At 56.1% G+C, this 22,686-nt stretch carries 27 protein-coding genes; 4 read left to right on the top strand and 23 right to left on the bottom strand.

Annotation, left to right across the window (positions count from 1 at the left end; translation table 11 throughout):
* Window positions 1-7 precede the first annotated feature (7 nt).
* The 22 genes from ACGLHT_RS15135 to ACGLHT_RS15030 form a co-directional block, all read right to left on the bottom strand.
* Complete coding sequence (locus ACGLHT_RS15135) at window positions 8-811, bottom strand: sel1 repeat family protein (RefSeq protein WP_172684664.1); 804 nt, start codon at window positions 809-811, stop codon at window positions 8-10.
* Window positions 783-1,487, bottom strand: coding sequence for a transglycosylase SLT domain-containing protein (locus ACGLHT_RS15130; RefSeq protein WP_057382867.1), 705 nt, complete (start codon window positions 1,485-1,487; stop codon window positions 783-785). The genes ACGLHT_RS15135 and ACGLHT_RS15130 overlap by 29 nt, the downstream gene beginning before the upstream one ends.
* Window positions 1,484-2,143 carry a hypothetical protein gene (locus ACGLHT_RS15125; protein ID WP_274120439.1) on the bottom strand — a complete coding sequence of 220 codons (660 nt, stop codon included), beginning with the start codon at window positions 2,141-2,143 and terminating at the stop codon, window positions 1,484-1,486. The genes ACGLHT_RS15130 and ACGLHT_RS15125 overlap by 4 nt, the downstream gene beginning before the upstream one ends.
* Window positions 2,124-3,407: a hypothetical protein gene (locus ACGLHT_RS15120; protein WP_274120440.1), complete on the bottom strand. Its 1,284-nt coding sequence runs from the start codon at window positions 3,405-3,407 to the stop codon at window positions 2,124-2,126. The genes ACGLHT_RS15125 and ACGLHT_RS15120 overlap by 20 nt, the downstream gene beginning before the upstream one ends.
* A gap of 3 nt (window positions 3,408-3,410) precedes the next feature.
* Window positions 3,411-3,788: a hypothetical protein gene (locus ACGLHT_RS15115; RefSeq protein ID WP_135192710.1), complete on the bottom strand. Its 378-nt coding sequence runs from the start codon at window positions 3,786-3,788 to the stop codon at window positions 3,411-3,413.
* Complete coding sequence (locus ACGLHT_RS15110) at window positions 3,769-6,717, bottom strand: VirB4 family type IV secretion system protein (protein WP_274120442.1); 2,949 nt, start codon at window positions 6,715-6,717, stop codon at window positions 3,769-3,771. Before ACGLHT_RS15110 ends, ACGLHT_RS15115 begins: the two co-directional genes overlap by 20 nt.
* Entirely contained in the window at window positions 6,717-7,190 is a 474-nt protein-coding gene (locus tag ACGLHT_RS15105; protein ID WP_010792900.1) for a hypothetical protein, read from the bottom strand. The genes ACGLHT_RS15110 and ACGLHT_RS15105 overlap by 1 nt, the downstream gene beginning before the upstream one ends.
* The gene (locus ACGLHT_RS15100; protein ID WP_010792901.1) at window positions 7,178-7,501 is read right to left on the bottom strand and encodes a TraV family lipoprotein; all 324 of its coding nucleotides are present in this window, start codon (window positions 7,499-7,501) and stop codon (window positions 7,178-7,180) included. The genes ACGLHT_RS15105 and ACGLHT_RS15100 overlap by 13 nt, the downstream gene beginning before the upstream one ends.
* A gap of 9 nt (window positions 7,502-7,510) precedes the next feature.
* The gene (locus tag ACGLHT_RS15095) at window positions 7,511-9,034 is read right to left on the bottom strand and encodes a conjugal transfer protein TraB (RefSeq protein WP_274120443.1); all 1,524 of its coding nucleotides are present in this window, start codon (window positions 9,032-9,034) and stop codon (window positions 7,511-7,513) included.
* Complete coding sequence (locus ACGLHT_RS15090) at window positions 9,031-9,825, bottom strand: hypothetical protein (RefSeq protein ID WP_010792903.1); 795 nt, start codon at window positions 9,823-9,825, stop codon at window positions 9,031-9,033. Before ACGLHT_RS15090 ends, ACGLHT_RS15095 begins: the two co-directional genes overlap by 4 nt.
* Window positions 9,826-9,827: 2 nt before the next feature.
* Window positions 9,828-10,454 (bottom strand): hypothetical protein, encoded by a 627-nt coding sequence (locus tag ACGLHT_RS15085; protein ID WP_010792904.1) that lies wholly within the window; start codon window positions 10,452-10,454, stop codon window positions 9,828-9,830.
* 1 nt (window position 10,455) lies between these two features.
* Window positions 10,456-10,833: a hypothetical protein gene (locus tag ACGLHT_RS15080; RefSeq protein WP_010794273.1), complete on the bottom strand. Its 378-nt coding sequence runs from the start codon at window positions 10,831-10,833 to the stop codon at window positions 10,456-10,458.
* Window positions 10,834-10,835: 2 nt separating this feature from the next.
* Complete coding sequence (locus ACGLHT_RS15075; protein WP_274120444.1) at window positions 10,836-11,225, bottom strand: hypothetical protein; 390 nt, start codon at window positions 11,223-11,225, stop codon at window positions 10,836-10,838.
* Window positions 11,226-11,228: 3 nt separating this feature from the next.
* Window positions 11,229-11,579, bottom strand: coding sequence for a hypothetical protein (locus ACGLHT_RS15070; RefSeq protein ID WP_010794271.1), 351 nt, complete (start codon window positions 11,577-11,579; stop codon window positions 11,229-11,231).
* 104 nt (window positions 11,580-11,683) lie between these two features.
* A complete protein-coding gene (locus tag ACGLHT_RS15065; RefSeq protein WP_274120445.1) occupies window positions 11,684-12,025 on the bottom strand; it encodes a hypothetical protein in 342 nt (113 codons plus the stop codon).
* Between the two features lie 36 nt (window positions 12,026-12,061).
* Window positions 12,062-13,873 carry a type IV secretory system conjugative DNA transfer family protein gene (locus ACGLHT_RS15060; RefSeq protein WP_010792909.1) on the bottom strand — a complete coding sequence of 604 codons (1,812 nt, stop codon included), beginning with the start codon at window positions 13,871-13,873 and terminating at the stop codon, window positions 12,062-12,064.
* Window positions 13,848-16,058 carry a helix-hairpin-helix domain-containing protein gene (locus ACGLHT_RS15055; protein ID WP_274120446.1) on the bottom strand — a complete coding sequence of 737 codons (2,211 nt, stop codon included), beginning with the start codon at window positions 16,056-16,058 and terminating at the stop codon, window positions 13,848-13,850. Before ACGLHT_RS15055 ends, ACGLHT_RS15060 begins: the two co-directional genes overlap by 26 nt.
* 2 nt (window positions 16,059-16,060) lie before the next feature.
* Window positions 16,061-16,546, bottom strand: coding sequence for a hypothetical protein (locus ACGLHT_RS15050; RefSeq protein WP_010792911.1), 486 nt, complete (start codon window positions 16,544-16,546; stop codon window positions 16,061-16,063).
* A 130-nt stretch (window positions 16,547-16,676) separates the two neighbouring features.
* Window positions 16,677-18,098 (bottom strand): group II intron reverse transcriptase/maturase, encoded by a 1,422-nt coding sequence (ltrA, locus tag ACGLHT_RS15045; RefSeq protein ID WP_024718247.1) that lies wholly within the window; start codon window positions 18,096-18,098, stop codon window positions 16,677-16,679.
* A 474-nt stretch (window positions 18,099-18,572) separates the two neighbouring features.
* Window positions 18,573-18,863 carry an HU family DNA-binding protein gene (locus ACGLHT_RS15040; protein ID WP_255251287.1) on the bottom strand — a complete coding sequence of 97 codons (291 nt, stop codon included), beginning with the start codon at window positions 18,861-18,863 and terminating at the stop codon, window positions 18,573-18,575.
* Window positions 18,864-18,995: 132 nt separating this feature from the next.
* The gene (locus ACGLHT_RS15035) at window positions 18,996-19,316 is read right to left on the bottom strand and encodes a hypothetical protein (protein ID WP_135192922.1); all 321 of its coding nucleotides are present in this window, start codon (window positions 19,314-19,316) and stop codon (window positions 18,996-18,998) included.
* 49 nt (window positions 19,317-19,365) lie between these two features.
* The gene (locus ACGLHT_RS15030; protein WP_135192923.1) at window positions 19,366-19,713 is read right to left on the bottom strand and encodes a hypothetical protein; all 348 of its coding nucleotides are present in this window, start codon (window positions 19,711-19,713) and stop codon (window positions 19,366-19,368) included.
* A 152-nt stretch (window positions 19,714-19,865) separates the two neighbouring features.
* On the opposite strand from ACGLHT_RS15030, the gene ACGLHT_RS15025 reads away from it, so the two are divergent.
* Complete coding sequence (locus ACGLHT_RS15025) at window positions 19,866-20,288, top strand: TraR/DksA family transcriptional regulator (RefSeq protein WP_135192924.1); 423 nt, start codon at window positions 19,866-19,868, stop codon at window positions 20,286-20,288.
* A 240-nt stretch (window positions 20,289-20,528) separates the two neighbouring features.
* Here ACGLHT_RS15025 and cadR read toward each other — a convergent pair whose 3' ends face one another.
* Window positions 20,529-20,936 (bottom strand): Cd(II)/Pb(II)-responsive transcriptional regulator, encoded by a 408-nt coding sequence (gene cadR / locus ACGLHT_RS15020; RefSeq protein WP_009403731.1) that lies wholly within the window; start codon window positions 20,934-20,936, stop codon window positions 20,529-20,531.
* Between the two features lie 95 nt (window positions 20,937-21,031).
* On the opposite strand from cadR, the gene ACGLHT_RS15015 reads away from it, so the two are divergent.
* The 3 genes from ACGLHT_RS15015 to ACGLHT_RS15005 all read left to right on the top strand — a co-directional run.
* The gene (locus ACGLHT_RS15015) at window positions 21,032-21,928 is read left to right on the top strand and encodes a cation transporter (protein ID WP_004364974.1); all 897 of its coding nucleotides are present in this window, start codon (window positions 21,032-21,034) and stop codon (window positions 21,926-21,928) included.
* A 3-nt stretch (window positions 21,929-21,931) separates the two neighbouring features.
* Window positions 21,932-22,444, top strand: a complete 513-nt coding sequence (gene lspA / locus ACGLHT_RS15010) for a signal peptidase II (protein ID WP_003821921.1) — start codon at window positions 21,932-21,934, stop codon at window positions 22,442-22,444.
* Window positions 22,445-22,465: 21 nt separating this feature from the next.
* Window positions 22,466-22,686 (top strand): transposase family protein (locus tag ACGLHT_RS15005; protein WP_142977754.1); only part of this gene is annotated, 221 nt, incomplete at its 3' end.

Here is a 22,686-nt window from a genome sequence, read left to right as displayed (position 1 = left end):
GGTGACCTCAGTTCAGGAACGATGTGAGATCGGCAACCAATGAGGCAGGGTTGTTGACCACCCTGGGTTGTCCGTTCTTGGGAATGAGGACCAGTGCCGGCGTGCTTCGCACACCGTACTGGCTGGCAATCCGCCCACCCATGTCAGGGGTGAAACCCAACATTGGCAGTTGGCCGGATTGCTGATTAAAAACTCGCTTGGGGTCCCATGTGGCCTGATCGATTACTACGTAGAACTGGGCGTCTACTCGATCACCAAAACGGGCCCGGACTTCGTCGATCGTAGAGCGAATCTTTTCGACCGCATCCGAGTTGTCGGACACGAACGACATGATCGTCACTTCTGCAGCGGCTTCACGTAGCGGGTCTATGAAACGGCCAACCTGTTGCCTCATGCGTTCTGCTTGCCGTTTAGCTCCTTCCAGATCTGCCGGTACCGGGAGGCCGCTTTTCCCGGCAATCGAGGGGAGGGTGCCTGGCGTGGCTGCAGCTAAGGATTTCTGTACCTGCAGGAGCATTGCCTCACTGCCCTTATGGCCACGCTTGGCAGCTGCCTCGAAGAAGGTCTTTGCCCTCTGCAAATGATCCGGGGTATTTGTTGCCCGCATCATCATCATCCCGAGGTGGTACATCGCCGTTACGTTGCCTGCTTTGGCTTCGGGGAAAAGAAGGTCCCAGGCCTTCTGATTTTCCCCTTTGAGCATGAGTACCAGGCCTTCGCCGACGCGCTGATCCTCTGAAGGACCTTTCTCCGCTGCGTTCAGTGAGGTACTGATCAGCAGGCTACTTAGCAGCAATAGAAATACCCGCACGGGCTCTCTCCTCGTGATAGATCGGCATGAACTCTTTCATGTAAATGTCGCGGTACTTTTTGGTCTTGGAGTGGTAGTAGCCGACCGCCTGAAGATCTGATCCGTACCGCTTTTTCAGGTCCGTGAGATGGCGGGCTGCGTAGTCAAGATTGAAAGCAGGATCGAGCCACTGCTGGACAGAGGCCTTGCCCTTGCCGTGAAAGCGGTAGTTGATTTGCGCGATTCCGAGATCGGTATTGAGTAGCCAGACTTTGCGCACGCGCAGCTGCCCATCGAGGACTTCTTTCGCGTCATCCATTCGTTGAAGGAGAGCGGGGAAGCCCTGGGCCTGTCTGCTGCGCTGATAGCTATTGGCGAAACTCATTGCAGCTCGTTCAGATGGGAAGAACCGCCGTATTGCTTTGGAGTTTTTGTCCGGGATGATCTTTACAAGCCAGGGTGCGGAGGTGAGCGCCCACAGGGCATTGACGGCCTGGTCTTTGGTTTGGAACCAAAAACCTTCGCCGTCTACGTTGAATACCCACGGCTGTTTTCTGGATTCCTTCTGCACCATTGCCCGGAACACGAGTCGATCATTTCCGTATCTGGCTGCCGTAGCGTCGATGAGGTAGTCATAGTCCTGAGCCGAGACAGTGGCCGAGGTGATCATCAGGAGTGCAATCAAAATCCATCTCATCGGGACGAATCCTCGATCGTTGTGAAATGGTTCTTGCGCAACCACTGCAAAGCGCGTGAACGATCACGTGCGCAGGCATCAAGACGTCGAAAAGCTTCCGGGTGAGGGTCTGTAGAGGAGGTATCAAGGAACTTGTGAACCATCTCGTGATGGATGATGTACCGGATGACGAAAATCGGTGCTCCATTGCCGGCCGATCTTGAGAGGATCGGATGAACCAGAAGCGACTCCTCGCCGCTGACCATTTCGATGCTGCCCGGGGCGACGTAGATCGTGTCGTCGCAAACTCTGTTCACCGATTTGGCCACATCCGGCCAGGTTGGATCTTTCAGCAGGGTGAGCACTCGTACGTACAGCAGTGCTGCGTCTCTTGGGCCGTTAGGTGAAAACTGCTCCAGGAGTCTTTTGGCTTGTTGAAGATCTTTTTTGTGGTAGGCCTCAACACCCGCCTGCAAATCCTTCAGCTCCTGTGGAGAGAGATGATTGATCTCAGTCTTAGGCTCTGGGGACTCGCAGGCGCTGGGGATGCCCCAGCGCGGGCGAATGTTGATGGAATTTCCGAAGTAGCTGCGATTCACCTCGTCGGCCAGGCGCTCCAGATTGAGTTGCTCATCCGGTGAGACCTGACGGAGGACGTTAGATCGCGCTACAGCCATTTGGTGAACTCCAGAACTTGTGGGCCACTTGACCGTTTTTGTCTTGCAGGTCCAAGCGATCGCCCACGATTGAAACGCGGTACCCATCAAGGAAATCGCCTTGGCCAACCATGTCCTCTGCTCCCGCGTGCACGATGAAGGCGTGTGCAACACAGGTGCTGCAGTTCCTGGCCGCCTCTGCTACTGCTTTCACACAAATCCGCGGACGAGCCTTGCTTATCGCGACTGGCGACGACTTCGCCACTGGGGTTCTTGTCGGCGCTTTGGTGATGCGTTGCTGAACAGCCGGTTTGGTTTGCTTGGCCTTTTCAGCTTTGAGTTGGGCTTCCATCTTGCTGAGCTTCTGCTCGAGGGCTGAGATCTTTTCAGCCTGAGCGGCAATGTCAGCGTTAGCCTTTGTCAAAGCCTCATTGCTTTTCGGCGCTTCCTTTACGGGAGCACTATCCGGGTTGACGCTGGGGGTTCCAGCGAAAACGGGGGGCTGCTTTTCCGCGCCAATCGAAGAGGTAATTGCGGGCCCAGATTGGCTTGCTATTGGTGCTTGAGCACCGAAAGGATTTGCCGGCGAATCCTCATGCGGCGAGAAAGGCTCCGCGGCAGGAGCAAGAGCAAGAGCAGGAGCAGGAGCAGAGACACCCAGGTCAGGGGATGCGGTGGTGTGGGGTGCCGCCTCGCTCAATGGCTGGTCCAGCCCACCGAATGCTGGAGGAGCCGAACTGATTTCAGTTGGTTTTTGGAATGGCTCTGGTTCCGAACTGAGACTGCTCGAAGTTTGACCGGGACCATCAATAGGCAGAGACAGATCATCCTGGGCGCCAGGTTCTGCTTGGGTGTGATCGGCGGGTTCTGTGCCAAAAGCCATTCCTTCCTCGCTGGAGGTAGGGGTCTCCTGGGCTGCTTCATTCTCAGAAGGCGTTTGGCTTGTACTGGAACCCTCCATCTGACCTTTGGCGAAGAGGACAAGCCCCACGACCAGGATCGCTGCAATCAGCTTTTGCCCCATCGTGAGTTGGGAAAGCTTGTTGGTCTTCTTGGGTTTCTGATCATCATCTTCCGCAATGATCGGTTCCAAGGGCTCCAGTTCGTCGCCGTGTGCGTCGGCTTGAGGCGACTCTTTCGCGGCCGCCGAACCAAGGTCAATGGTGGGCTCTGTGCCTTGGCTGGCGCTGTCCTGTCCTGGCTTTTTACGTGCGAGGTTGCCAACCCCCGAGCTGATCTTATTGACGAGGTCCTTCAGGGAAGGTTTTTCTTCGTTGTTGCTCATGGCTTAATTTCCCAATACCGGCAGATAGGTTGGTGCTTCTTCGGTCCAGCGACCTGGAGCGATCTGGACGCATTCCTTGTGGCCCGGGACCAGCATTCCGTTTTGCACCCGTGCAGGAATGTCAACACCGCACTGAATGACCGGCGGGTCCCAGGTGAACCGATCGCGTGCACGCATCTTTCCCTTCAGATCTGTGAGAACCTGTGTGACGCCTTCCTCGTACGCGCGGCGCTCGAGTTCGGTTTTGGGGGCGTAGAGGGGCTTAATAGGCTTGGCCTGCTCCTCGATGATCGTTTCGCGCGGTTCGTACTTCGACGAACAAGCTGCGAGCGAGGCGAGTGCGGCTACCGCCGCGAGGGTTTTAAGCAGCTTGATTGACATGGTATCGAGCACCATACGGGTGAGATTTTGCGAGCTCGGAGATTGCCTTCTGGCGAGCTTTTGATTCGGAGATGGAGTGCTTCTGCACAAGCTCCTGGGTCTTGCGCTCGCGCATTTGGTAGTCGTCCGGATGGGACGAGGCGATCCAAAGCGCCATGGGGCTGGCGAAGAGCCGGAAGACACCGCTGTAGTATTCGGATTTGGTTGTCCGCATCCGGTAAAAGACTTCGCTGTACAGCGGGGGCAGAGATGCAAGCGATCGCCAAAGCTCAATCTCCTCGGCAGTAAATGCGAGGAATTCCTTCGCGATGTCGTAGTCTGACTGCGAGCAGGCCAGGAAGAAGTAATGGCTTGTGTTCTCGAGGATGCCGTCCTGTGACTCGCCATTCCCACCGGACTCAGCACGGATCAGGTTGACGAAGTCCTTCACGGTCTGAGAAATCAGCAAGCAGCCGGCACCATAGCGGCGGAGTTCTCGATAGAAGCTGGAGAGCGCCGATGCGGCAGTCGGGTCAGAAAGGGTTGCCCACGCTTCGTCGACAGCCACGATCTTCTTGCGGCTACGTTCAAGCTTGAACTTGCAGTACAAGTCGATCTGGCGGAACAGGGCCAGAGTGACTACGGGTAGGGCTGGAGACTTTGCCATCCGCTGGGTTTCGAGAACGGTAAAGTCGTTCTCCCATTGGACCTGCAGGAAACCGTCAAAGAGAGCTGCAAATGGCCCGGCCCCGTAATAGAGGGTGAGCGCCTGGACGAGCGATCTGCCCGACTGTTCAGTGAACTCAGTTTTGTCGAGGTAAGGGATGAAGTCCCTGAAACGAGGTTCGTCCTTCGGCTTGGTAGCTACCCAGTCGGTATAGAACTCGTTGAGTGCCTGATACAGCAGAGGCACTGTCACTGGGGTAATGACCGATGTTTTGGACTGCTCTGCAGCGCTGGAGGTGATCATCATCACCAGCATGCGAGCAATGAAGAACATGTCTTCCAACGTCGGCATTTCGTTGTTGCCGTCGTCGTTTTTACCGATCCAGAACGGGTTGATACAGATGGGGTTGATGGTCCGCCCGGTGATCGGCTCTTTGAACGGCTCGGTCGCAAGGCGAATGTAGTTGCCATCGAGAACCAGGCAGAGGCTCTCGTAGGAGTCGCCCTTGTCGATGATCCAGACTTTCGGTCGGTACTTCACCCTCAAGGCCATCAACAGGTTGTTGAAGGTGAACGACTTACCGGTACCGGTACTACCGCAAATCAGGCTATGCGCGGTGTTCGTCATCTGGCCCCACAGGTCCAGATAGATCGGCTGTCCCGCCCTGTTGTTCATCAGGATTGCAGGGTCGGAACAGCCTTGGTATTCAACAAAGAACGGACACAGATGGGACAAGCTTTCCGTGAGGTGAGGGGTGTCACGACGGAAGAGCTTCATGCTGCTCTTGCGGAAGTTCAACGGCATGCTGTTCCTGACAGCAGCGTCGCCGCGAAGGGATTCTTTGTGCCCCACACGCCAAAGCATGTTCTCCAACTGCATGGCTTGATCATCGACCTGGGACTCGACGAACCCCATCAGGTTGATGTGAAGCGACACGTCAAAAAACTGCTCGCGGTTGTTGGCGTTTTCCGCACTGATCTTGGATTTAACCTTCTCCAGGTCATTGCGCTGCTGAGCCAGCAGATCCTTGTCGCCAATTTTCATGGCTTCTTTCCCGGATTGCATGCGCCCACGAGTCCATAGGCGGCTCATCATCGCTATTGGGGAGGGCACGCTCCAGTTGATGGTGATCAGCGATTCGCTCTCGATGCCCGACATGGCCACCTGCAGCATGCCCGGGAAGCTCGAGGTTGGTTTACCCAATACCGAGACTGGGCGGATGAAGTAGGGGACGCCGGAATCGTGAATGGTCCAGCCTTTCTCCTCGGTTTCGACAGAGGCGAACATCGGGGCATTGTTGAGAGTTTCCCGGTACGCGACTTGGCTCGGGTTCTTCAAGCAATCCAGGATGGGCAAGTCAGGCCGGTACTTGGGCGGGTCGACCTTGAAGCAGCGAACGGGGTTGAAAAGCTGGTACTGAAGGTTGATGAGGCCTTGGCCGTTAAGCGAGCCCGGCTGGAACCCGAACGTGGCCAGAGCTTGGCCGATCTCATGACAGAGTTGGCCAAAGCGTCTTGCGTGCTTCGTGTATTCCTTATGAGCCAGCTTGTTGGCGTCGATAAGCCCCATCGAAGCCAGTGCGTTCTTCGCTGTGTTGTCGATGAATTTGCCGAAGAGATAATCCGGACTCCAGAGCAAGACCAGGTAGAAGTCCGTTACAAAGGGATAGCGACCTTGGCTTACTTCGCGCTCAATCTGCTCGGTGACATTGGCCCGGACGTCATCCTCTCCCTCTTCCGCCCAGGGGTCACCGCCCATGAGAAGAGTCCGAACATTATTTCGAAGCTTCTCATCCTCGATCTCGGCCAGAGAGTCCTCACGCATGCGCTTAAGGACCTCGGTGGAGAGCTTTGTGAAGAAACCTTCAGGCGAGCTTGCCGCAACGATCTGTCGTTCGACGATCGAGTTCGCGATTTCGAGAGCGAACTCATCTTCTCCGCCTTCAATACCTGCACGGTAGATCCCAAGAACTTCGCGAATATCTCGATGGGTGTGACGAATGAATTGACCGGCCGATCCAGATGGATACTTGTTCAGTACATCACCAAGACCTTTACTGAGGGACCACAAGTCATCGTTGTTCAGGAGCGAGGCATCCATACCTCGTAGCTTCCAGATTTTGGCGAAGCGACCATCGATGGTGTGGAAATAGCTGCCATGCTTCTCGTACAGGAATGCATCGGAAAGCAACTGGATGGGCATGCCGCCCTGATACCCGCGGCGAGCCAGGCCAGCCAACTCAGTGTCGTAGAGATGCAGGTCGTCAATTTTTACCTTGGCCATCAACCCTGCCCCTTGAGTGTTGCTGTAACCACGCGCCCTTCCGGGTAAACGGTCACACGAGCGCCACTGACTCGGGTGAGGTATTCCGCAAGGTCGCGCAGCGAGTTGGGATGCGAGTTGAGCTTGATCACTTGGTCTTGGTTGACTTGCGGATCGAAGCGAGAGTCGTAGCCGGACGCTGCGGCCGAGAGTCGGACGATTTCACCAAGGGTGAGGTCTTGGTTCTTGAAGAGCTGTGCCCACGGGATTTCGTCTGCCTGAATCAGCTCGCGGTGATCGGTTGTGTTTTCCTTTTGGAAAATTTTCCGATAGAGAACGACGTCAGGTTGAAGAACAGTCAGGTCTTGGCCTGATCCCAGGATCATCTTTGTGTGGTGTTCGCGAATGGCATCCTTGTACATCTGGGGAACACCCTCAGCCAAAGCCGTGGATGCCGCTGCCAGGAGACAGAAGCCGATGGTCAGTTTGCCCAATCTGCTTCCTCCACGATGATGTAATCCCAGCGGCCGCCATGCTTCACGCCGGTTTTAGCGTCGGCGTATGGCACCACCCATACCGGCGCTACAACGTCCGGGTTTCGGATCGGAAAGTACGGTTCCGATGAGCCAAGCTCTGGCCGCGCGCGCAGGCCTTGGCGCAGGAGCGAGACCGTGTCTCTGCTGGCGCTGCCATGGACCGCATCGTAGATCTGGTCCATCGAAGCACTGTTTTTGAAAGGCTCCTCACTGGCACAACCGCTGAGAAGCAATGCGGTGGACAAGGCCAAGAATGGGCGGATGTTCATGGCTGGTTCCTAGATCAGGGTGTCGTACATGCCGGGGTCAATGTTGAACGCCTCAGCTGGTTTCAAAACACGGAAGGTTTGGTCTGTTACGAAGCGCAGCTTGATGCCCGGCTCGACGATGACGGTGTCTACCGCAGCGTTTGCTTCTCGCTCGAATCGCTCCGAGATCTTCTTGAACATCCCGGCGATGCCCTCGTTGACCGCCGCCTTCGTGGCGTTCCCGGTTAACTGGCTGGTGGTTGAGCTGGTTCCGTTTTCCATCGCGCTATTCGTAGTGAACTCGGCCTGGCTCAGGGTGGAGGCATATGCCGCTGCGGCTGCTGCAGCTGACTGGAGTGCGAGGGTGCGGCCTGAGGCCTTGTCCAGGCGGCCGTAGACGTCTTGCTCGTTGTCTCGCGTATCGACGATGTACCCGGTTGCAGGGACCGTCTGGGCACCACCGGTCTCGTCCCAGTAGGAGAGTTGCTCGATGCGAATGGTCGCGCGGCCCGTATTCGAGCTGGAGTTGCGGTTGCCAGAGCAGAGGCCCATCAGGTGGATAGTGCCGAGATCTCGTTCGGCGCCGTTGGGACCCTTGAAGATGCCGCGCACCGGAAGGACTACCGGTCGAGCGGGAATTTTCCCTTCTTCGGATGCCCCAGGAGCGTTGGCGCCGATCGGGCACGCAACCCCGTGAAGCGTGGTGACTTCTACAAAAGAGAAGGCGGGTACTTCATACGTTTCGCGCGGACTCTGGGTTGGCAGGGAGGCGTTGAGAGACTGGGCTGCCGGCATCGGGTCCGGGTTCGGCTGGCGGCCGTTCAGCTTTGCCAGGGTCGCGTCGGTCTCGTTGTAGGTATTCACGCCAGCGCGCTGAATGCCATTCGACTCAGGAGCTGACATGTTGGCAAACAGCTGTTGCTCGGTCTCAGCAGTTGAGCCCGCGCCGCCTCCGCTTTTTCCGTTGAATTGCTGACCGCCCGCGTCCCCGCCATTGAGCAGGAAATAGTTCGGACCGTAACGGTTGGAGTTCGATGGGTTTGCAGAAACTGCCGGCATTGGCGGCTCGAGTGAAAAGTCCTCGAGGTTTAGTCCTTCAGAAGAGGAGGGTGGCAATGGCATGCTGGAGCCTTTGTCCAGCTTGTTGATACCACCGTAAACACCGTCAACCTGATCTTTTCGTAGTTGTGCAACTTCTTCACTGAGAGCTCGAATCTCAGTGTTCGATTTCTGCTCTGCTTTGCGTTGGTCCTCAAGCATCTTCGCCTTGAGAGCCTCGCGATCCTCCTCGCCTCGCTTGATTTTGTCCTCAAGGGTTTCGATCTTCTTGGCGAACTGAGTCAGTGCAGCATCTTTATCCTGGATGGTGATCGAGTTGACTTTGTCACTGCCTACCTCAACTGCCTTGGGTGCGTCAACCGAAGTCGCCCCTGTGGTTTCGCTGTTGCCGCCCATGAAGTTCATGGCAACACCAAGCGCACCAACTGCAGCGACGATATATAGGCCGCGTTGCTTCGTTATTACGTTCTTCTTCTGATCGTTATCGGCGCTCACTGTACTTTCTCCGATACGATGAATAGCAACCCGCGATGTGACTCTCCGTAGACCTCGGTAATGTATTCGGGGGAGGGGCCTAGTATCCGAGAGGAAGGGAGCATGGAAACTTGTCTGGCAATTCCAAGGGACTCGCGTACGGCCTTGTTGCCATAGTCGATTTGATCAATGGCGACTTTTGTTGACGTGCGACCGTTGTTGATGACTTCGTAAGTAGTGCCGATGTACTTCGGACCCACAACTTGGGAGCGAAGTTTGAATTCCAGCGAGCCCTGCCGAAACACAACACGATCAGTCTCTGAAAGTCGGGAAAAATCCTGTTCGCGATATCCCGAAGGCAGTTTCCCATCGTAGAGATAGTTCATCAGACCTTTAATTCTTCCGCGGGAGTCTCGCGCCATGGCGGACCTATCAGCGATCGGCTGGCCCGAAATAGTGACTTGGCTGTCTGCGCAACCAGGCCGGGTTATAAGTTTGAGAATGTACGTTTGCTTGGACGGCGCATCGACATAAACAAGGCCCGTATACAGCGGGTCTGTCGCTTGAAATGCGAGCTTGTTTTTGATAGGGGACGGGTAGAAGTCCATGCCCTGAGTTACCTCTACATAAATACCGTCGAGGTAGGGCTCGGGGAACAAAACCTCTGCACGCTGGGTGTCGTTTGAAATGTAAATGTCAACTGGCGAGTTGTTGTAAACAACAGTGCGCGGATTCCGGTTGCACTCGTCGCTCGCAAATATCGTGGTTGACATGGCTGCGCAAAGGCCGGCAGCTATCAGTCGCTTCTTCAACCCTAAATCTCCTGGATGTCGAAGTCATCAGCCACAACCGCCCACTCGTAGAACTTCGAAGGCTTGACTGGCTTGATTAGAATTTTCACATTGTACTTAGCCTTGTTGAAAACCCTATTCAAAGTGGCCCTGTGGCGTTCAGCAGTGAAGGACACCACATAACCCTGTGGGGTAACTTCGACTTGATATGGAGAAGATTTTGTGAATACCTGTGTGATCTGCTGCTCAACCGACTGGTTTGCAACGATCTTCAAACTATCTTCCTTCAGCGCGCGGAGACGTGGCGACATCATTCTCAATGCTTCTTCGGCATTGGTTCGAGCAGACAGAGGAGTGAAGTTGTAGTAGTTGTCAAGGAAGACAGCCACGAATGCAATGATGTGTCTCTGTGGAATCTGCCGCTCGCTGATAAAGATCCCCTCAGAGTTTGGGAATCCATACATGATTCGCTCGCTTTGCAATCTCCGGTTTGTTTCCTGCAGTTCCCTATTCATGCCAACCAGCACGGCGATAACGACTGCAAAAACCGCTGAGATGGCGATCAGCGTAATGATGGCTCTGCCCGCTCGAAGATCACTTGCGCCGAGCAAATTGAAATACTTCAACGGTGCGCCGTATTGCTCACTCATGTCAGGGCTCGTATCGGTTGCAGTAAGACGGTGAGGGAATTAGCCCGATCTCGAGCCAGATCCGCGCAGTGAATCGACCGAACTTCCCGACTGCCTTTTGAAGGGCAGGGAACTCGCTCGTCATTACGTAGAGGTCGCCTACGAAAGTTGAGGCCATCAGGGCTAGGAAGCCCTGAGGCTTGTTTCGCGTTACACGCTTGAAGAGCCACAGACAGAAGAACGCAATGACAAAGGCCCAGATGTTTTCGCCAGTAGTTTTGCTAACGATCACCAGGGGCACGATGAAGAACAGAAGGTCCTCCTGGGTGAGGCCACCAAAGTTCACCGGTGCTGTCGCGAAGGCATAAGTCGGTGCTTCAGTTGTGACTCTTAGGCGCATAGTTATTTTGTTCCCGAGGAACCGGAACCACTGGCCATATCGAAGCCGGCCAGGTTACCTGCCTTGATGACGACGGTTTCGCCGAAGAGCGAAATGAGGACGACAAGCACGAATACCCACCACCCGCGGGCACCTGCAAAGAGAACCGACAGGAGCAGAAGCGCCAGGCCAGCCCACAGTCCATAACTGGCGATCAAGCGCCACCAGTAGAGGAAACTGTTGTTGGAGTTCTTGGCGATCTCCTTATCCGGCGCGAAATTGCCGTCGAACGCAGCCATGGCGATATCGGGCATGGTGACAATGAAGATGGTCACAGCCAGAGCGAGAATCCCCAACGCAAAGCGTTTGAGGTCCTCCGTTTTCAGTTGCGGCGCGAGGCCAGTCATTTGCATGGGTCAATCTCCGACTCGAGTTGGGGTGAAAAACAGGCCATCGGGGGTAACGGTCTGGTAACGGAGCCGCTTTTGCTCCGGTTGCAGAACTACGTTGATGGTCTCTTCCACGGGCCGGACCTGTGCGAGCATCCTTACGAGATCCAGCCCTGGAAGTGGGGCGCTGGCTTCGGCCTTCTTGAGTTCGTCCTGAGCCATGCGAAGGTTTTGAGCAGCGAGAGACAGGTGCTCAATGGCACGCTGATACCGGGGATCGCGCTGATCGATTACGTACGGGTCGGATTCAGCAATTGCTGGCTGAACGGCAATGGCCGCCAGATACCCGATCCCTAAAGCCCATGCGTGAAAGTTCATAAAGGGCCCTCCTTTCCCAAATAGTGGAAAGTGAGTGCCCCTTTTTTGAGGGTCGGTAGTGACAGGCCGGCTTTGGGCCGGCCCGAGGGGAGGGGAGCAGAGAGTTAAGAGGTTTTTTTCTCGTCGAACAGCTGGCCAACCCAGCGCCTGGTTCGATGGAATTGTGCAAGCAGCACCTTGCCCAGGAATCGAAACAACTGCACGGTCACCAACGACAGCACGATCTGTACGTAGGTGAAAATCATGCGGACGAAGGCGTTAATCAGCAGAGAGGTCAGGCCGCGAGTAGGCTGGAAAGCAAGCCCGAGGCAGATGATCACGGCAGCGATGGCCAAGTAAGCGGGCCAACCGATTCGCTGCACATGGAACTGGGTAATATCGAGAAACCAGTCCCATACAACCCCGAAGTCCCAATCCCACTGCCGCAGTTTGTCTTGCCAATTCATGGTGTCTCCTCAATGCTCGAGTTTCGCATGCTAAATTCAGCCCTGAGTCAGCTTTTCCAGCATTGCCTTGTTCTTCTCGTGGAATCGTTGCCAGGCGTTGACGCCCGAGCGCGCTCGACGTGGCCTGCGGACCAGTCGCATGTCCTTGAAGTGGACGTTCGGGAAGCTGTTCCTCACCAACGGCATGCGGACACGATAGGTTCCCGACTTCGCGACAATGATCCCGTCGCCTTGGTCGAGCGACGCAAAGTCTTCGGGTTGCAGGATGTCCTCCCGCGTCGCCTTGTATCCGGTACTTGAGCTGGCGCCTTCCGAGTCGTTTGTGTAGAGACCTGATTGCTCGGATGCGTAACTCTGCCCCGTGCTGCTGCCAGAGGACTCTTGGACGAACCTTTTGATCATCGTCCCCGCGAGCTTGACGGCGAACTCCCGCGTCTGGGCATCCCGGATGTCGCAGTACAGGTGTGTCCAGCAGTTGCCCAGCACCATCTCGACGAAGGCAGGGGAAATGTTCTGGAGGAAGCCAACGCCCTGGAAAGCAATGATGATGGGCACATTCGCCGATCGCGCCAGCTGGAACAGGGATACCTGGCTCTCGTCCATGAATGATGGGTACTCGTCGAAAATGGCCGGGCACATCATCAACGGCTTGGCTTTCGAGAGCTGGATTTCGCCGATCGCTCGAGCAAGATCAGAGATGAACAATTTGCCGAATAGCTCCACACCGTCTTTGTCGGCAAGCGACGACATGGACAACACAACAACCTTGTTCTGGAGGATCGCCTCTTTGAGGTCGACATCCGGGCTGTAGGTGTTGACGATGCTGGAGTATTCGGAGTGGGCGAACGCCGAAAGTTTGGACACAAGTCCTTGGAGCAACTGCTTGTACCCGCGCAAGTTCCACACCTGTTTTTCTTCGTCGAACCAGAAGCGAAGGTATGAGTGCAGCCACTCGACACCATCGCTGTGATAGATGGAGTCGGATACCCGTATGTTGCGGATAAAGCTCAGCAGCAGGTCGAAGTCGGACAGCACTGCAATGATGTCCTTGATGTGGAACACTGGCTCCCCGGGCTGCAGCTTCAGCGACAGCACCGCGGCAGTCAGGGAGTAGCGAGCAATGTCCGTCCAGAACTCCTCTTTGGAGTTGGCTTGGAGCTTCATTGCAGTGGAAATGGTTGCGCGGACCCCGCCCGAGAAGAACGGATTGTAGGTATGCGACATTTCCGGGAACTCGAAGTTGATGATCAGCAACTCATCGAGCCGGCCGGCCGCCTCCATCATTCCGTAAATCGAGCCCGAGAAATCAGAGTCTGACTTCGCTTCGATTAGCAGAAGTCCAGCCCCTTTTTTTATCTGTTGTTGAATGATTGCCAGAAGCAGTTCGGTCTTGCCGGTCCCGGTTGCAGCGAGCAGCGCTACATGGCGAGTCATGATGTCGTCGGACAGCATGAATGGGATCATTGATGGATAGGTGTCGATCAACTCCCGGCGGATATCGTCAGCGGTGGCGATGCCCTTCGTACTCGTGATCGCGTCAACGCGATCCTTCCACTCTGTCCAAGGAATGGCCTTGCCCAGAAAGGTAGAGCGGCGGAAGTCGCAATCCGGAATCGGGGCTTCGATGTAACCGGCGTCCCAGATATCCGTGGTAGACGCTTCTGCTTCTTTCCGATCAAGCAGCAGGGACCAGATAGCGCAGCCTGCAGCGATGGCCACCGTCAGGGGGAGCGGCACAAATGGAATTGCTGCCCCTACCAACGGAAGGCTGATTGCGATATTTCGCTGTCGCTGAATTTCCGCATGCTCGGCGGCAAGCGCCTCAAGGCGCGCTGATTTGATCGACATCTGGATTTATCCGTTTAGGGAGAAGAGACCGGGCAACAGTCGGTTCGCGCAGGGAATATCCCGTCAGCAATCCGTCGAGTGCGCCAACCACCAGCAAGGTGGTCTTCGCACTGTTCAGGAGAGTCGAGATGAGGGTGGTGTTGATGAGGTCCTGCTGGCCTTCGCCGACCACCAAGACGACAACGTCGTAGACTCGCCCTCGGATGAGCTTCGGCGTCATGACAGCGCCCTGGAACACATCGAGGCGCTCTGCCAGGCTGAGCATGTAATGGTTACCAGCTCGGTCTACAGCGTTCAGGCGCTCTGGATTGATTTCAGCGGCGGTGAACACGGAAAAGGGTGGATGGTTTGTGCTGGCGACGGATTGTCTAACTACGAAAGGCAATCCTTTGAACAGCCCTTTTCCATGGAACTCAACCAGGTGCTCCTCGCCAGTGAACTCCCGAGCGATCGCTGCAGACAGCGGGCCCACCATGTCCTCACCTCGAGACCCCTTGGCGGCTGGGACTACAACCCTGATATCGAGCAGCGGGTCTACCTGTAGCTGCTGGGCGAACTCCTTAACCACAACAGGTAAGGTCTCAATGAGCAGCTCGGATGGCACCGACAGCCAAGATATCGCTTGGGTCGGGTCGAAGGTTTCGCCGTTCGCTTTGAGCGTCCCGCTCCAGATACGCCGCGATGCTTCCCGTTGCGGTGATCTGGCTGGCAACCAAAAGCTTGCTTGGAATACTCGCGCCGGCCCGCATTGGGTGAGCTCCGCGAACGGTTGGCCAATGGAGTGAGCTGGTAGGTCCTTCGCCGCCCCAAGCAGGAAAACCCTGCTCGAATCTGGTACGGCGCGCAGGACGTTCACCATTTCCTCTATCCCAAGCGAGTCCGCCCCAGCAAGAATCAACACATCCGCGCTGATCGGTCTTTTGCCATGCTGTGAAGGAACACCTGTCTTTGGATCAATGCCTATCAAGGCCGAGTACGTGACGACGACACTGTCGTCATCGAGCAGCCGGTTCACCTCGTCAGCCATCTCGTTTGTATAAGCGGAATAGATGGCGTCTGCGCCGAAGGCTTTCAGGAAGAGTTGAAGCCCCTTGATAACCAGCATTTGGTCTGAGAGGGTTTCGCACTGGATGAGCGCAAAACGTTCTCCTAAGAGCGAGCGGAGTCCTGCTGACAACGTCTTCGCAGTCCCGTTTTCAAGGCCCAGTGGCTTCAAGAGCTTGGTGCCCATCTTTTCGGTGGGCACCAGGTCCTCGGCGTCTTTGCAGTCCAGTGCTGCCCATTTCCGCACGAGGCCGGCCAGTTTGGTTTCTGCTTCGTGCAGGCTCAGGAGTTGTAGCTGTCCGCTGCTGGCGTGGACAACCTTGGCCATGGCGAGGTCGGTTACGGCCTGAGCAATGAGGGGCTTGATCTCATCTTTGGTGAGTCGAAGCATCTTCATAACCGACTCGATGAGCGGCCTACCTTCAACGTAGCTGTGCCCGAGCCAAGCCTCCCGGCGGAGCACGCCGACCACCGCGCCTTTAACTGCAGAGACTGTGTTGTTGGTCACTCCAAACCTTTTCGCGAGGTTCAGCGCGGAAGTGAAGAGAATGTCCTCAAAATGGACGTAGAGCAGATATGGATCTTCTTTCAAAACCTCACTGAGGTTCGCGGCATAGCCTAAGCGACGTTGAAGTGTTGCCAGCTTCGCCGGCGGAATCCCCTCGACGTCGATCTGTGCGAGAGCGAGTTGCTCACTTCGTTGTTCAGCCCAAACCTGGCCTAAGGCCTGGGCTTCTTGTGGGGAGATTCCAGCTTCCACGAGTCTTTCTGGGGATTGGTCCAGAATTGGAATCAGGCTTTCGCCGAAGTACTGGACAGCCTTGCTCGTAACGCTGCGCGGGACGCCAGTGAGGACGCTGAGATATCCAACCAGTGACTCAACCTTCGCTGGTGGCATCGAGGTGAACTGGCTGACATCGAAATCAGCGCCGTCGATATCCGGTACGCGCTTGCCGTACAGGATGTAGTCCTCATAGAGGATTGCGTTGCCGAAATTGCCGGTACCGGTGAAGGAGGTGTTGTCTTCCCGCCGGAAGGTACAGACCGACCAAGGGCCGGCGGGATCACGGAAAACAATATCGACTAGGGTGCCGCGTTCGCGGGTGAGGGCTTCAGCCCCGTCAGGAATTCGATCAGTCATGCTCATCCGCTTGGGTGCGCGCGGCCGCTATTCACGTTCCGTACGCTCTTGTGGACGCCGTTGTAGCTACGGGCGATCTGGTTGGCGAGTTCGGCTCTCACGGCCGCAGCATCGTTCACCAAGGCCGGATACAGACGGGTCAGCCCAACGAAAATGTCGAAGTCCTCAAGCAGATCAACAGCCACCAGGACCTGGTCTGCGACGATCAGCGACTTATCGTATGCAGCAACCGGCTCCATGCCGTTGAACAGCCCTGTCGGGTCGACAAACAGGAATGGGCGGAGCTGGCGTAGTACCAGACTGCGCGCATGCTCAATTTTGGGTAGAACTTGACCTTCAGCCAGGCGGATCTCCTGGCTGCTCTTGCCGCCAAAGAGCATGCCGGATGCCTTGGCGAGGAAATGGGGGAGCGAAGTGTTTATGGTGGCCGGCCAAGTGCTGCCGTCGACCAGGAATGCCTTCGCTTCAGGAGTGTGGATGTATTTCATGTCTTGAAATCCTTGTTCAATCCAATAATGGAAAGGGAGTGCCCCTTTTTTGGGGGATAATCGAGTAGGAGGCGGCTTCACAGCCGCCGTCCTCTCACACCACCGTGCGTACGGTTCCGTACACGGCGGTTCAGGTTATACGGCTAAGCCGGTTTATCGTATCCAGTATCGAGACCAGTCCGAACCTATCCCATAGCCTCTTCGGTAGCGCCTGATTCACATGAGATGCTCCCGAGTTCCACCACGGGCCTCGGCCATTAAAGGCCGATTTACAGGCACGTTCTTCGCTCAGGCCCAGGCGCATCAGGTTGCGCGCCCTCGTTGAGGGCCGTTTCCATTGACGCCAGATGACGCAGCGAAGTTTATGCCTGACCCAACCATCCAATTTCTCAAGTGGGCGTTTGCTCTGGCTGAGCTTGAAGTAGCCAGCCCAGCCTCGCAGGACAGGGTTGATTCGCTCAATGACAGTCGCCACTTTGCGGGCCCTTACACTGCGTAGCAATATTCTGAGTCGGTCGCGTAAGCGCCCCAGGCTCATCGTTGCCACACGCAGCCTTGGTTGCTGGTGCCTGCTCATCCCGTAACCCAAGTAGTCACACTTCCAAGCCCCTGCTACTTGGCTCTTCTTCCGGTTCACCGTCAGTTTCAAACGATGGCACAGGAAGCGCTCGATACTGGCCAACACCCGCTCGCCCGCCCGAGGACTGCGCACATAAATGTTCGCATCATCGGCGTAGCGCACGAAGCGATGACCCCGCCGTTCCAATTCGCGGTCGAGCTCATCCAGAAGGATATTCGACAGCAACGGCGAGAGTGGGCCGCCTTGCGGTGTCCCCTCTTGCCGTTGGCTGACGATACCGCCCGACATGGCCCCAGCTTCAAGGTAGCGGCGGATGAGCCTAAGCACTCGCTTGTCTTCGACGCGACGCTGCAAGCAGGCCATCAGGATGTCGTGGTTGACCCGATCAAAGAACTTTTCCAGATCAAGCTCCACGCACCAGCGATGCCCCGCCGCCACATGGGAGCGGGCCAGTTCAACGGCTTGGTGAGCGCTTTTGCCCGGACGAAAACCGTAGCTGTAGTCCGAAAACAGCGGATCGAAGAGTAGCGTGAGTTGTTGCTGTAATGCTTGCTGGATCAGGCGATCCACGACGGTGGGGATTCCCAGTTGCCGTGTGCCGCCCTGCGGCTTGGGAATTTCAACCGCTCGCACTGCTTGGGGATGGTATTCACCGGCCAGCAACCTGGCCTTGAGGGTTGGCCAATACTGTTTCACGTAGCCCGCCAAGTCAGCGACCGTCATGCCATCGGCACCCGGAGCCCCCTTGTTGCTAACCACGCGTTGATACGCACGCCTGAGGTTGGCCGGTGCAAGCACCCGCTCCATCAGCGTGTCCGGCTCCGCGTTCGTCCACGTCGCTGACGCCGCCGGCACCTTTGCACTGTCAGGCATCACCCTCGGCTTCTGGCCGGGATTCGGAGTGACAGATTCCGTTGTAGGAAATTTCTGCATTACGGCTACCAACGAGACAGTGACGCCTACTGGCGGCATAACCTGTTCGGCCCTTGGTGGCGCGGTTAACCGCCACTTACTACGGCCTCGGCTGACTTCTGCACGCTCGTCCCGTCGCCTCTCGACGCTCGGTAGCACAGTGGCAAACGTGCAGATCTCCCAGGGTAATTCGCGTGACCTTCCTGCTTATGCCTGTCGGATTTACGTCACAGCGTCCCGTGCAAGTACTGGGCTTTGACGATTTGGGCCGCCTCACCCCGCTGTGCCGCCTCTATCCGCTTCCTGTTCGTCAGGCCAGCAGTTTGCCTCGGGCTTCCTTCAGATTCGCGGTCGCCCACGACACCCTTGCCTCTGGCTAACACTTCCCCTTGCCGGGTGTGTAGAGGACTTTCACCTCCAAGTCACCCGCTTTGGCCACCACAACCAAGCGGGTTGCGCTACGCGCAACGCGCCATGCCTGGCGCACTCAAAAAAAACCCCGCCGAAGGGCGGGGTTGTCTTGCGATGGAGCGATCAGTTGATCGCGTCCTTGAGCGCCTTGCCCGGCTTGAAGCCAGGAATCTTCGCAGCAGCAATCTGGACAGGATTGCCGGTTTGAGGATTGCGACCCTCGCGCGCAGCGCGCTCCTTTACCAAAAATGAGCCAAAGCCCACCAGCGTCACAGTGTCACCGGCCTTCAGCGCGGAAGTCACGGACTCGATCACCGCATCCAGTGCTTTCCCAGCGACAGCCTTGGTGATGTCCGCGGACTCGGCGATTTGGTTGATAAGTTCTTGTTTATTCACGCATTTCTCCATGTAAATCAGGGGGTGAAGTAAGCAGTATAACGGCGGCCTGGTGGCCTCCAAGTGAATCTGGTCTTCTGCAGCGATTGGATTCCATGGACGCGCCGCACAAAAAGAAAACGGCTCGGCAATGCCGAGCCTAAGGGGAAATCAGATCAAGCTTGCGCCCAGCGCGCCGGCCAAGAAGCCTGCTCCAATAAGGGGGAGCATTCCGGCAAGGGCCTTAGAGCCGGCTCTGTGGCACAGGAAACCGCCCACACTGGTGATTGGTACGATCAGGTATGCAGCGATCATCTGCACTGACACCATGCGTGTGGCCAAGGTGGCATCGCTCGTGGGGTGACTCCCGACCATCGATGCTAACGCCAACGCTCCGATGGCCAGGCAAAGCAAGGTAGCTAGGTAGGCACGTTCGGTATAGCGGAATGGGCCGACTTCGATCTCTGCAGCGCTTTTGACGGTGGTTTGCATAGCGCGTTCCTCTTGACTTTCACGACAAGGGTAGCAGCCTCTTTCAGCGCTAAACAGCAGAAATCAACTCCTGAATTTGCCCCTCTGCCGCTGTTAGCAGACAGAGCACCTCATCGGAGCAACCATGTGCGCTCAGAGCTTCCATCGCTCTGGAGAAAGCTCTGGCATGCGCGGCACAGAGATCCACTTTGTCGAATGCTTCCTGGATAGTCGTGTCAGTAGCCACTGGCGCCATTGCTACCAGGCCGTTCTCATAGATACGGCTTTCCCAATGGCTCGGTTCGATGCCGGTTGAACGAAAGTAAATGAAACCGAGCTGGTCGCCCAGGGAATAGGCTGCCGCCCCGTAGTGCTCATCAAATGTGGAACGGCCAGTGCTCAGCGTTCTGAATTCCATGGATGTCCTCCTGCTAGTGTGAAAGGTGACCATAACGGTGTAGTCCTGTGGTTCAAGTCCGCGTAGCCGGGGATTCAGCGGAGGCATTTGAGTTGAAGAGGGGAGAGGCCTCGTTAAGCTCGGGCCATCCAGCTCCTCACAAGGAATCGCCTATGTCCACCTTACTAACTCAGCAGCAACTGCTTTCCGCCCCGGAGTCGGAGTACATGTCCGACCAGCAACTGGCCTTCTTCAAGGACCTTCTTCTCAATCGAAAACTGCACCTACAGGGCCTGCTCGCTCAACGAGCAGAGGCGTTCCGCGATGACTCCGAGGCGCGTCTCCCGGATGCGGCGGATACTGCCTCCGCGGAAGAGCAGCGCGCGATGGAAATGCGGATGCTGAAGCGGGACCAGGCAGAGTTGCTGGACGTGGAGGCTGCACTGAAAAGGATCGAAGAAGGAGATTATGGCTACTGCGCTGAGTTTGGGCAGCCGATTGGGCTCAAGCGCCTTTTGGTCGCGCCGACTGCAAGCCTTTGCATCGATGCTCAAGAGATTCAGGAACGTCGTGCGCAGCGCCAGCGTGTAGCATGACCTCCAGCGAGGGGGCATGCCCCCTCGACTCTCCTTTCGATCTTCCTACTTCCTCACTCCTCAGGTTCTATGATCAGTCAAAATGCAGGCTGAACATCTCTTACCTAGGAGCTGCATCATGGAAGTCGGTCCCCGCATGTACTTTCTCGTTTTGGGTAAGCGGATTAAATGGTTGATCTTACCTTTGCATGAGAGTGAGACAGACCGGCATCTCATCGGATTATCTGGTTGATGCTTCACCTACTGCTGGTGCATGTTTCCTTCGCTAATTCCAGCAAGAACCCCACACGCCTCAACTTCCCGGTCATCGTTGCAACTCGCTCTCAGTGAAACGAGTTGTTTCTCAAGCGCTTGCAGAGCGGTTATCTGCGACCGCACATGAGAGATGTGATCATCGAGCAAGGCGTTGACGGCGGTACAAGGCTGATGAGGGTCGTCCTCATAGCTCTGTAGTTCGTGAATCTCAGCCAGTGACAGGCCCAGGATTCTGCAGCGACGGATGAAGGCCAGCCCCTCACCATGCTTCTCGGTATAGACACGGTAACCGTTGTCCTGCCGATCAGGCGGCGGCAACAAGCCCTGCTGTTCATAGAAGCGGATCGTCTGTGTTTCGACCCCTACCAACTGCGCCAACTGACCAATGCGCATCAGCCTCCTCCCCAACGGATTCTTTACTCTATTGACCTTATAGTAGCTTTATAGTTTTAAATGGTACCACAACATTGTTCAAGTGGAGTCGTATCATGAGCAAATCCTGTGGTGGCGCCTGTGGCGGTGATGCAACGTCCGCAGCGGATACCGATATACAGGCCTCCTCCGAGGCGCCAGGGAGATGGGTCAGTGTTTATGCCGTGCCGAAGATGGACTGTCCATCAGAAGAACGAATGATTCGCCTAGCCCTGAACGGCTTTGAGGAGATTCGGGCGCTGTCCTTCGACTTGTCGAACCGCCGGCTGAAGGTCGTGCATGACGGCGAGGTCGAGCCCGTCACCTCGAAACTGAAGACCTTGGGGCTAGGCGCCTCGCTTCAGGAAACCGTCGCTGCAAATCCGGAGACCATCAAGGCCGCCGAGTTTTCGGCAGCTTCTGCTAAGCAAGAATCCGGGACCCTGCGCTGGTTGCTCGGCATCAATGCACTTCTGTTCGTGGTGGAAATGACTGCCGGTCTGATCGCCCGGTCCACCGGCCTGATTGGAGAATCCCTGGACAATTTTGCCGATGCGGCGGTGTACGGGCTTGCCCTTTATGCGGTTGGACATAGCGTGAAAATGCAGGTACGTGCCGCGCATCTTGCTGGTGTACTGCAACTGATCTTGGCTGTGGGCGTGCTCGTAGAGGTGGTGAGACGCTTTGTATTCGGTAGTGAGCCTGAATCGCTGGTGATGATGGCTATCGCATTCGTCGCATTGATTGCCAATACCAGTTGTCTGCTGCTCATATCCAAACATCGGGAAGGCGGGGCGCACATGAAGGCAAGCTGGATATTCTCGGCCAACGACGTGGTGATCAACCTGGGGGTCATCACCGCCGGCGCCCTGGTCGCGTGGACCGGTTCCAATTATCCGGATCTGATTATCGGCACCATCGCGGGGGGCATTGTACTTAACGGTGCCAGACGCATTTTGGCGTTGAAGGGTTAAATAATGCTCATTATTGGCAAAAAGCTCTCGCCGTATGCCCTATTGTCCATATCGGGCCTGCTGGCAGCGTCTGATCAGGCTGTAAAGTGGCTGGTGCAGCAATCAATGGCCTATGGCGAGTATGTTTCGGTGACCCCGTTCTTTAACTGGGTGCACCTATGGAACACCGGTGCCGCATTCAGTCTTTTTGCGAATGGTGGAGGCTGGCAGCGCTACTTTTTTATCGGAATCGCGGTAGTGGTCTCGATTTTTCTGATCAAGCTGATCCTTGAAAATCGTCATAAAGGAGAAGCCATCGCTTACAGTCTTATCCTCGGTGGCGCCATGGGCAACCTGATTGACCGGGTCTTTCGCGGCTATGTTGTGGATTCCTTTGATTTCTATTGGCGAGACTGGCATTGGCCGGCCTTCAACCTGGCTGATATTGCAATTGTCCTCGGTGCCTTACTTTTCGTTTCCAGCAGCTTGTTGGGTAAAAAAGCAAACACCAATGCCGAGTCGGATGGATCTGACTGACACCTACGCCTATACAACACCATGACCGAACTTCCCGACAACATCCTTCACCTGCCGCAATACCAAGTACTGGGCTGCAAATCAACCGACGACGAAATGCACTTCCAGGTGGACGTGCCCGATCCCATCGCCTGCGAGGAATGCGGCGTGCAGGGTGAGTTCGTACGGTTCGGCAAGCGTGACGTTCCCTATCGTGATCTGCCCATCCACGGCAAGCGGGTCACTCTCTGGGTGGTCCGCCG

Origin of the sequence: Pseudomonas sp. PsB, assembly GCF_043658375.1 — a bacterium.
GTDB classification, from domain to species: Bacteria; Pseudomonadota; Gammaproteobacteria; order Pseudomonadales; family Pseudomonadaceae; genus Aquipseudomonas; species Aquipseudomonas putida_Z.
Note: the sequence above shows the minus strand (reverse complement) of the source record. Positions and strands in the feature narration are given on the sequence as shown.

Coding starts and splice junctions, on each gene's coding strand:
- lspA (WP_003821921.1), top strand. CDS start 21,932: ATGCTCATTATTGGCAAAAAGCTCTCGCCGTATGCCCTATTGTCCATA.
- ACGLHT_RS15100 (WP_010792901.1), bottom strand. CDS start 7,501: ATGAACATCCGCCCATTCTTGGCCTTGTCCACCGCATTGCTTCTCAGC.
- ACGLHT_RS15115 (WP_135192710.1), bottom strand. CDS start 3,788: ATGTCAATCAAGCTGCTTAAAACCCTCGCGGCGGTAGCCGCACTCGCC.
- ACGLHT_RS15080 (WP_010794273.1), bottom strand. CDS start 10,833: ATGCGCCTAAGAGTCACAACTGAAGCACCGACTTATGCCTTCGCGACA.
- ltrA (WP_024718247.1), bottom strand. CDS start 18,098: ATGCCGCCAGTAGGCGTCACTGTCTCGTTGGTAGCCGTAATGCAGAAA.
- ACGLHT_RS15075 (WP_274120444.1), bottom strand. CDS start 11,225: ATGCAAATGACTGGCCTCGCGCCGCAACTGAAAACGGAGGACCTCAAA.
- ACGLHT_RS15030 (WP_135192923.1), bottom strand. CDS start 19,713: ATGGAATTCAGAACGCTGAGCACTGGCCGTTCCACATTTGATGAGCAC.
- ACGLHT_RS15055 (WP_274120446.1), bottom strand. CDS start 16,058: ATGACTGATCGAATTCCTGACGGGGCTGAAGCCCTCACCCGCGAACGC.
- ACGLHT_RS15060 (WP_010792909.1), bottom strand. CDS start 13,873: ATGTCGATCAAATCAGCGCGCCTTGAGGCGCTTGCCGCCGAGCATGCG.
- ACGLHT_RS15070 (WP_010794271.1), bottom strand. CDS start 11,579: ATGAACTTTCACGCATGGGCTTTAGGGATCGGGTATCTGGCGGCCATT.
- ACGLHT_RS15015 (WP_004364974.1), top strand. CDS start 21,032: ATGAGCAAATCCTGTGGTGGCGCCTGTGGCGGTGATGCAACGTCCGCA.
- ACGLHT_RS15035 (WP_135192922.1), bottom strand. CDS start 19,316: ATGCAAACCACCGTCAAAAGCGCTGCAGAGATCGAAGTCGGCCCATTC.
- ACGLHT_RS15085 (WP_010792904.1), bottom strand. CDS start 10,454: ATGAGTGAGCAATACGGCGCACCGTTGAAGTATTTCAATTTGCTCGGC.
- ACGLHT_RS15130 (WP_057382867.1), bottom strand. CDS start 1,487: ATGAGATGGATTTTGATTGCACTCCTGATGATCACCTCGGCCACTGTC.
- ACGLHT_RS15125 (WP_274120439.1), bottom strand. CDS start 2,143: ATGGCTGTAGCGCGATCTAACGTCCTCCGTCAGGTCTCACCGGATGAG.
- ACGLHT_RS15050 (WP_010792911.1), bottom strand. CDS start 16,546: ATGAAATACATCCACACTCCTGAAGCGAAGGCATTCCTGGTCGACGGC.
- ACGLHT_RS15110 (WP_274120442.1), bottom strand. CDS start 6,717: ATGGCCAAGGTAAAAATTGACGACCTGCATCTCTACGACACTGAGTTG.
- cadR (WP_009403731.1), bottom strand. CDS start 20,936: ATGCGCATTGGTCAGTTGGCGCAGTTGGTAGGGGTCGAAACACAGACG.
- ACGLHT_RS15120 (WP_274120440.1), bottom strand. CDS start 3,407: ATGAGCAACAACGAAGAAAAACCTTCCCTGAAGGACCTCGTCAATAAG.
- ACGLHT_RS15065 (WP_274120445.1), bottom strand. CDS start 12,025: ATGAATTGGCAAGACAAACTGCGGCAGTGGGATTGGGACTTCGGGGTT.
- ACGLHT_RS15025 (WP_135192924.1), top strand. CDS start 19,866: ATGTCCACCTTACTAACTCAGCAGCAACTGCTTTCCGCCCCGGAGTCG.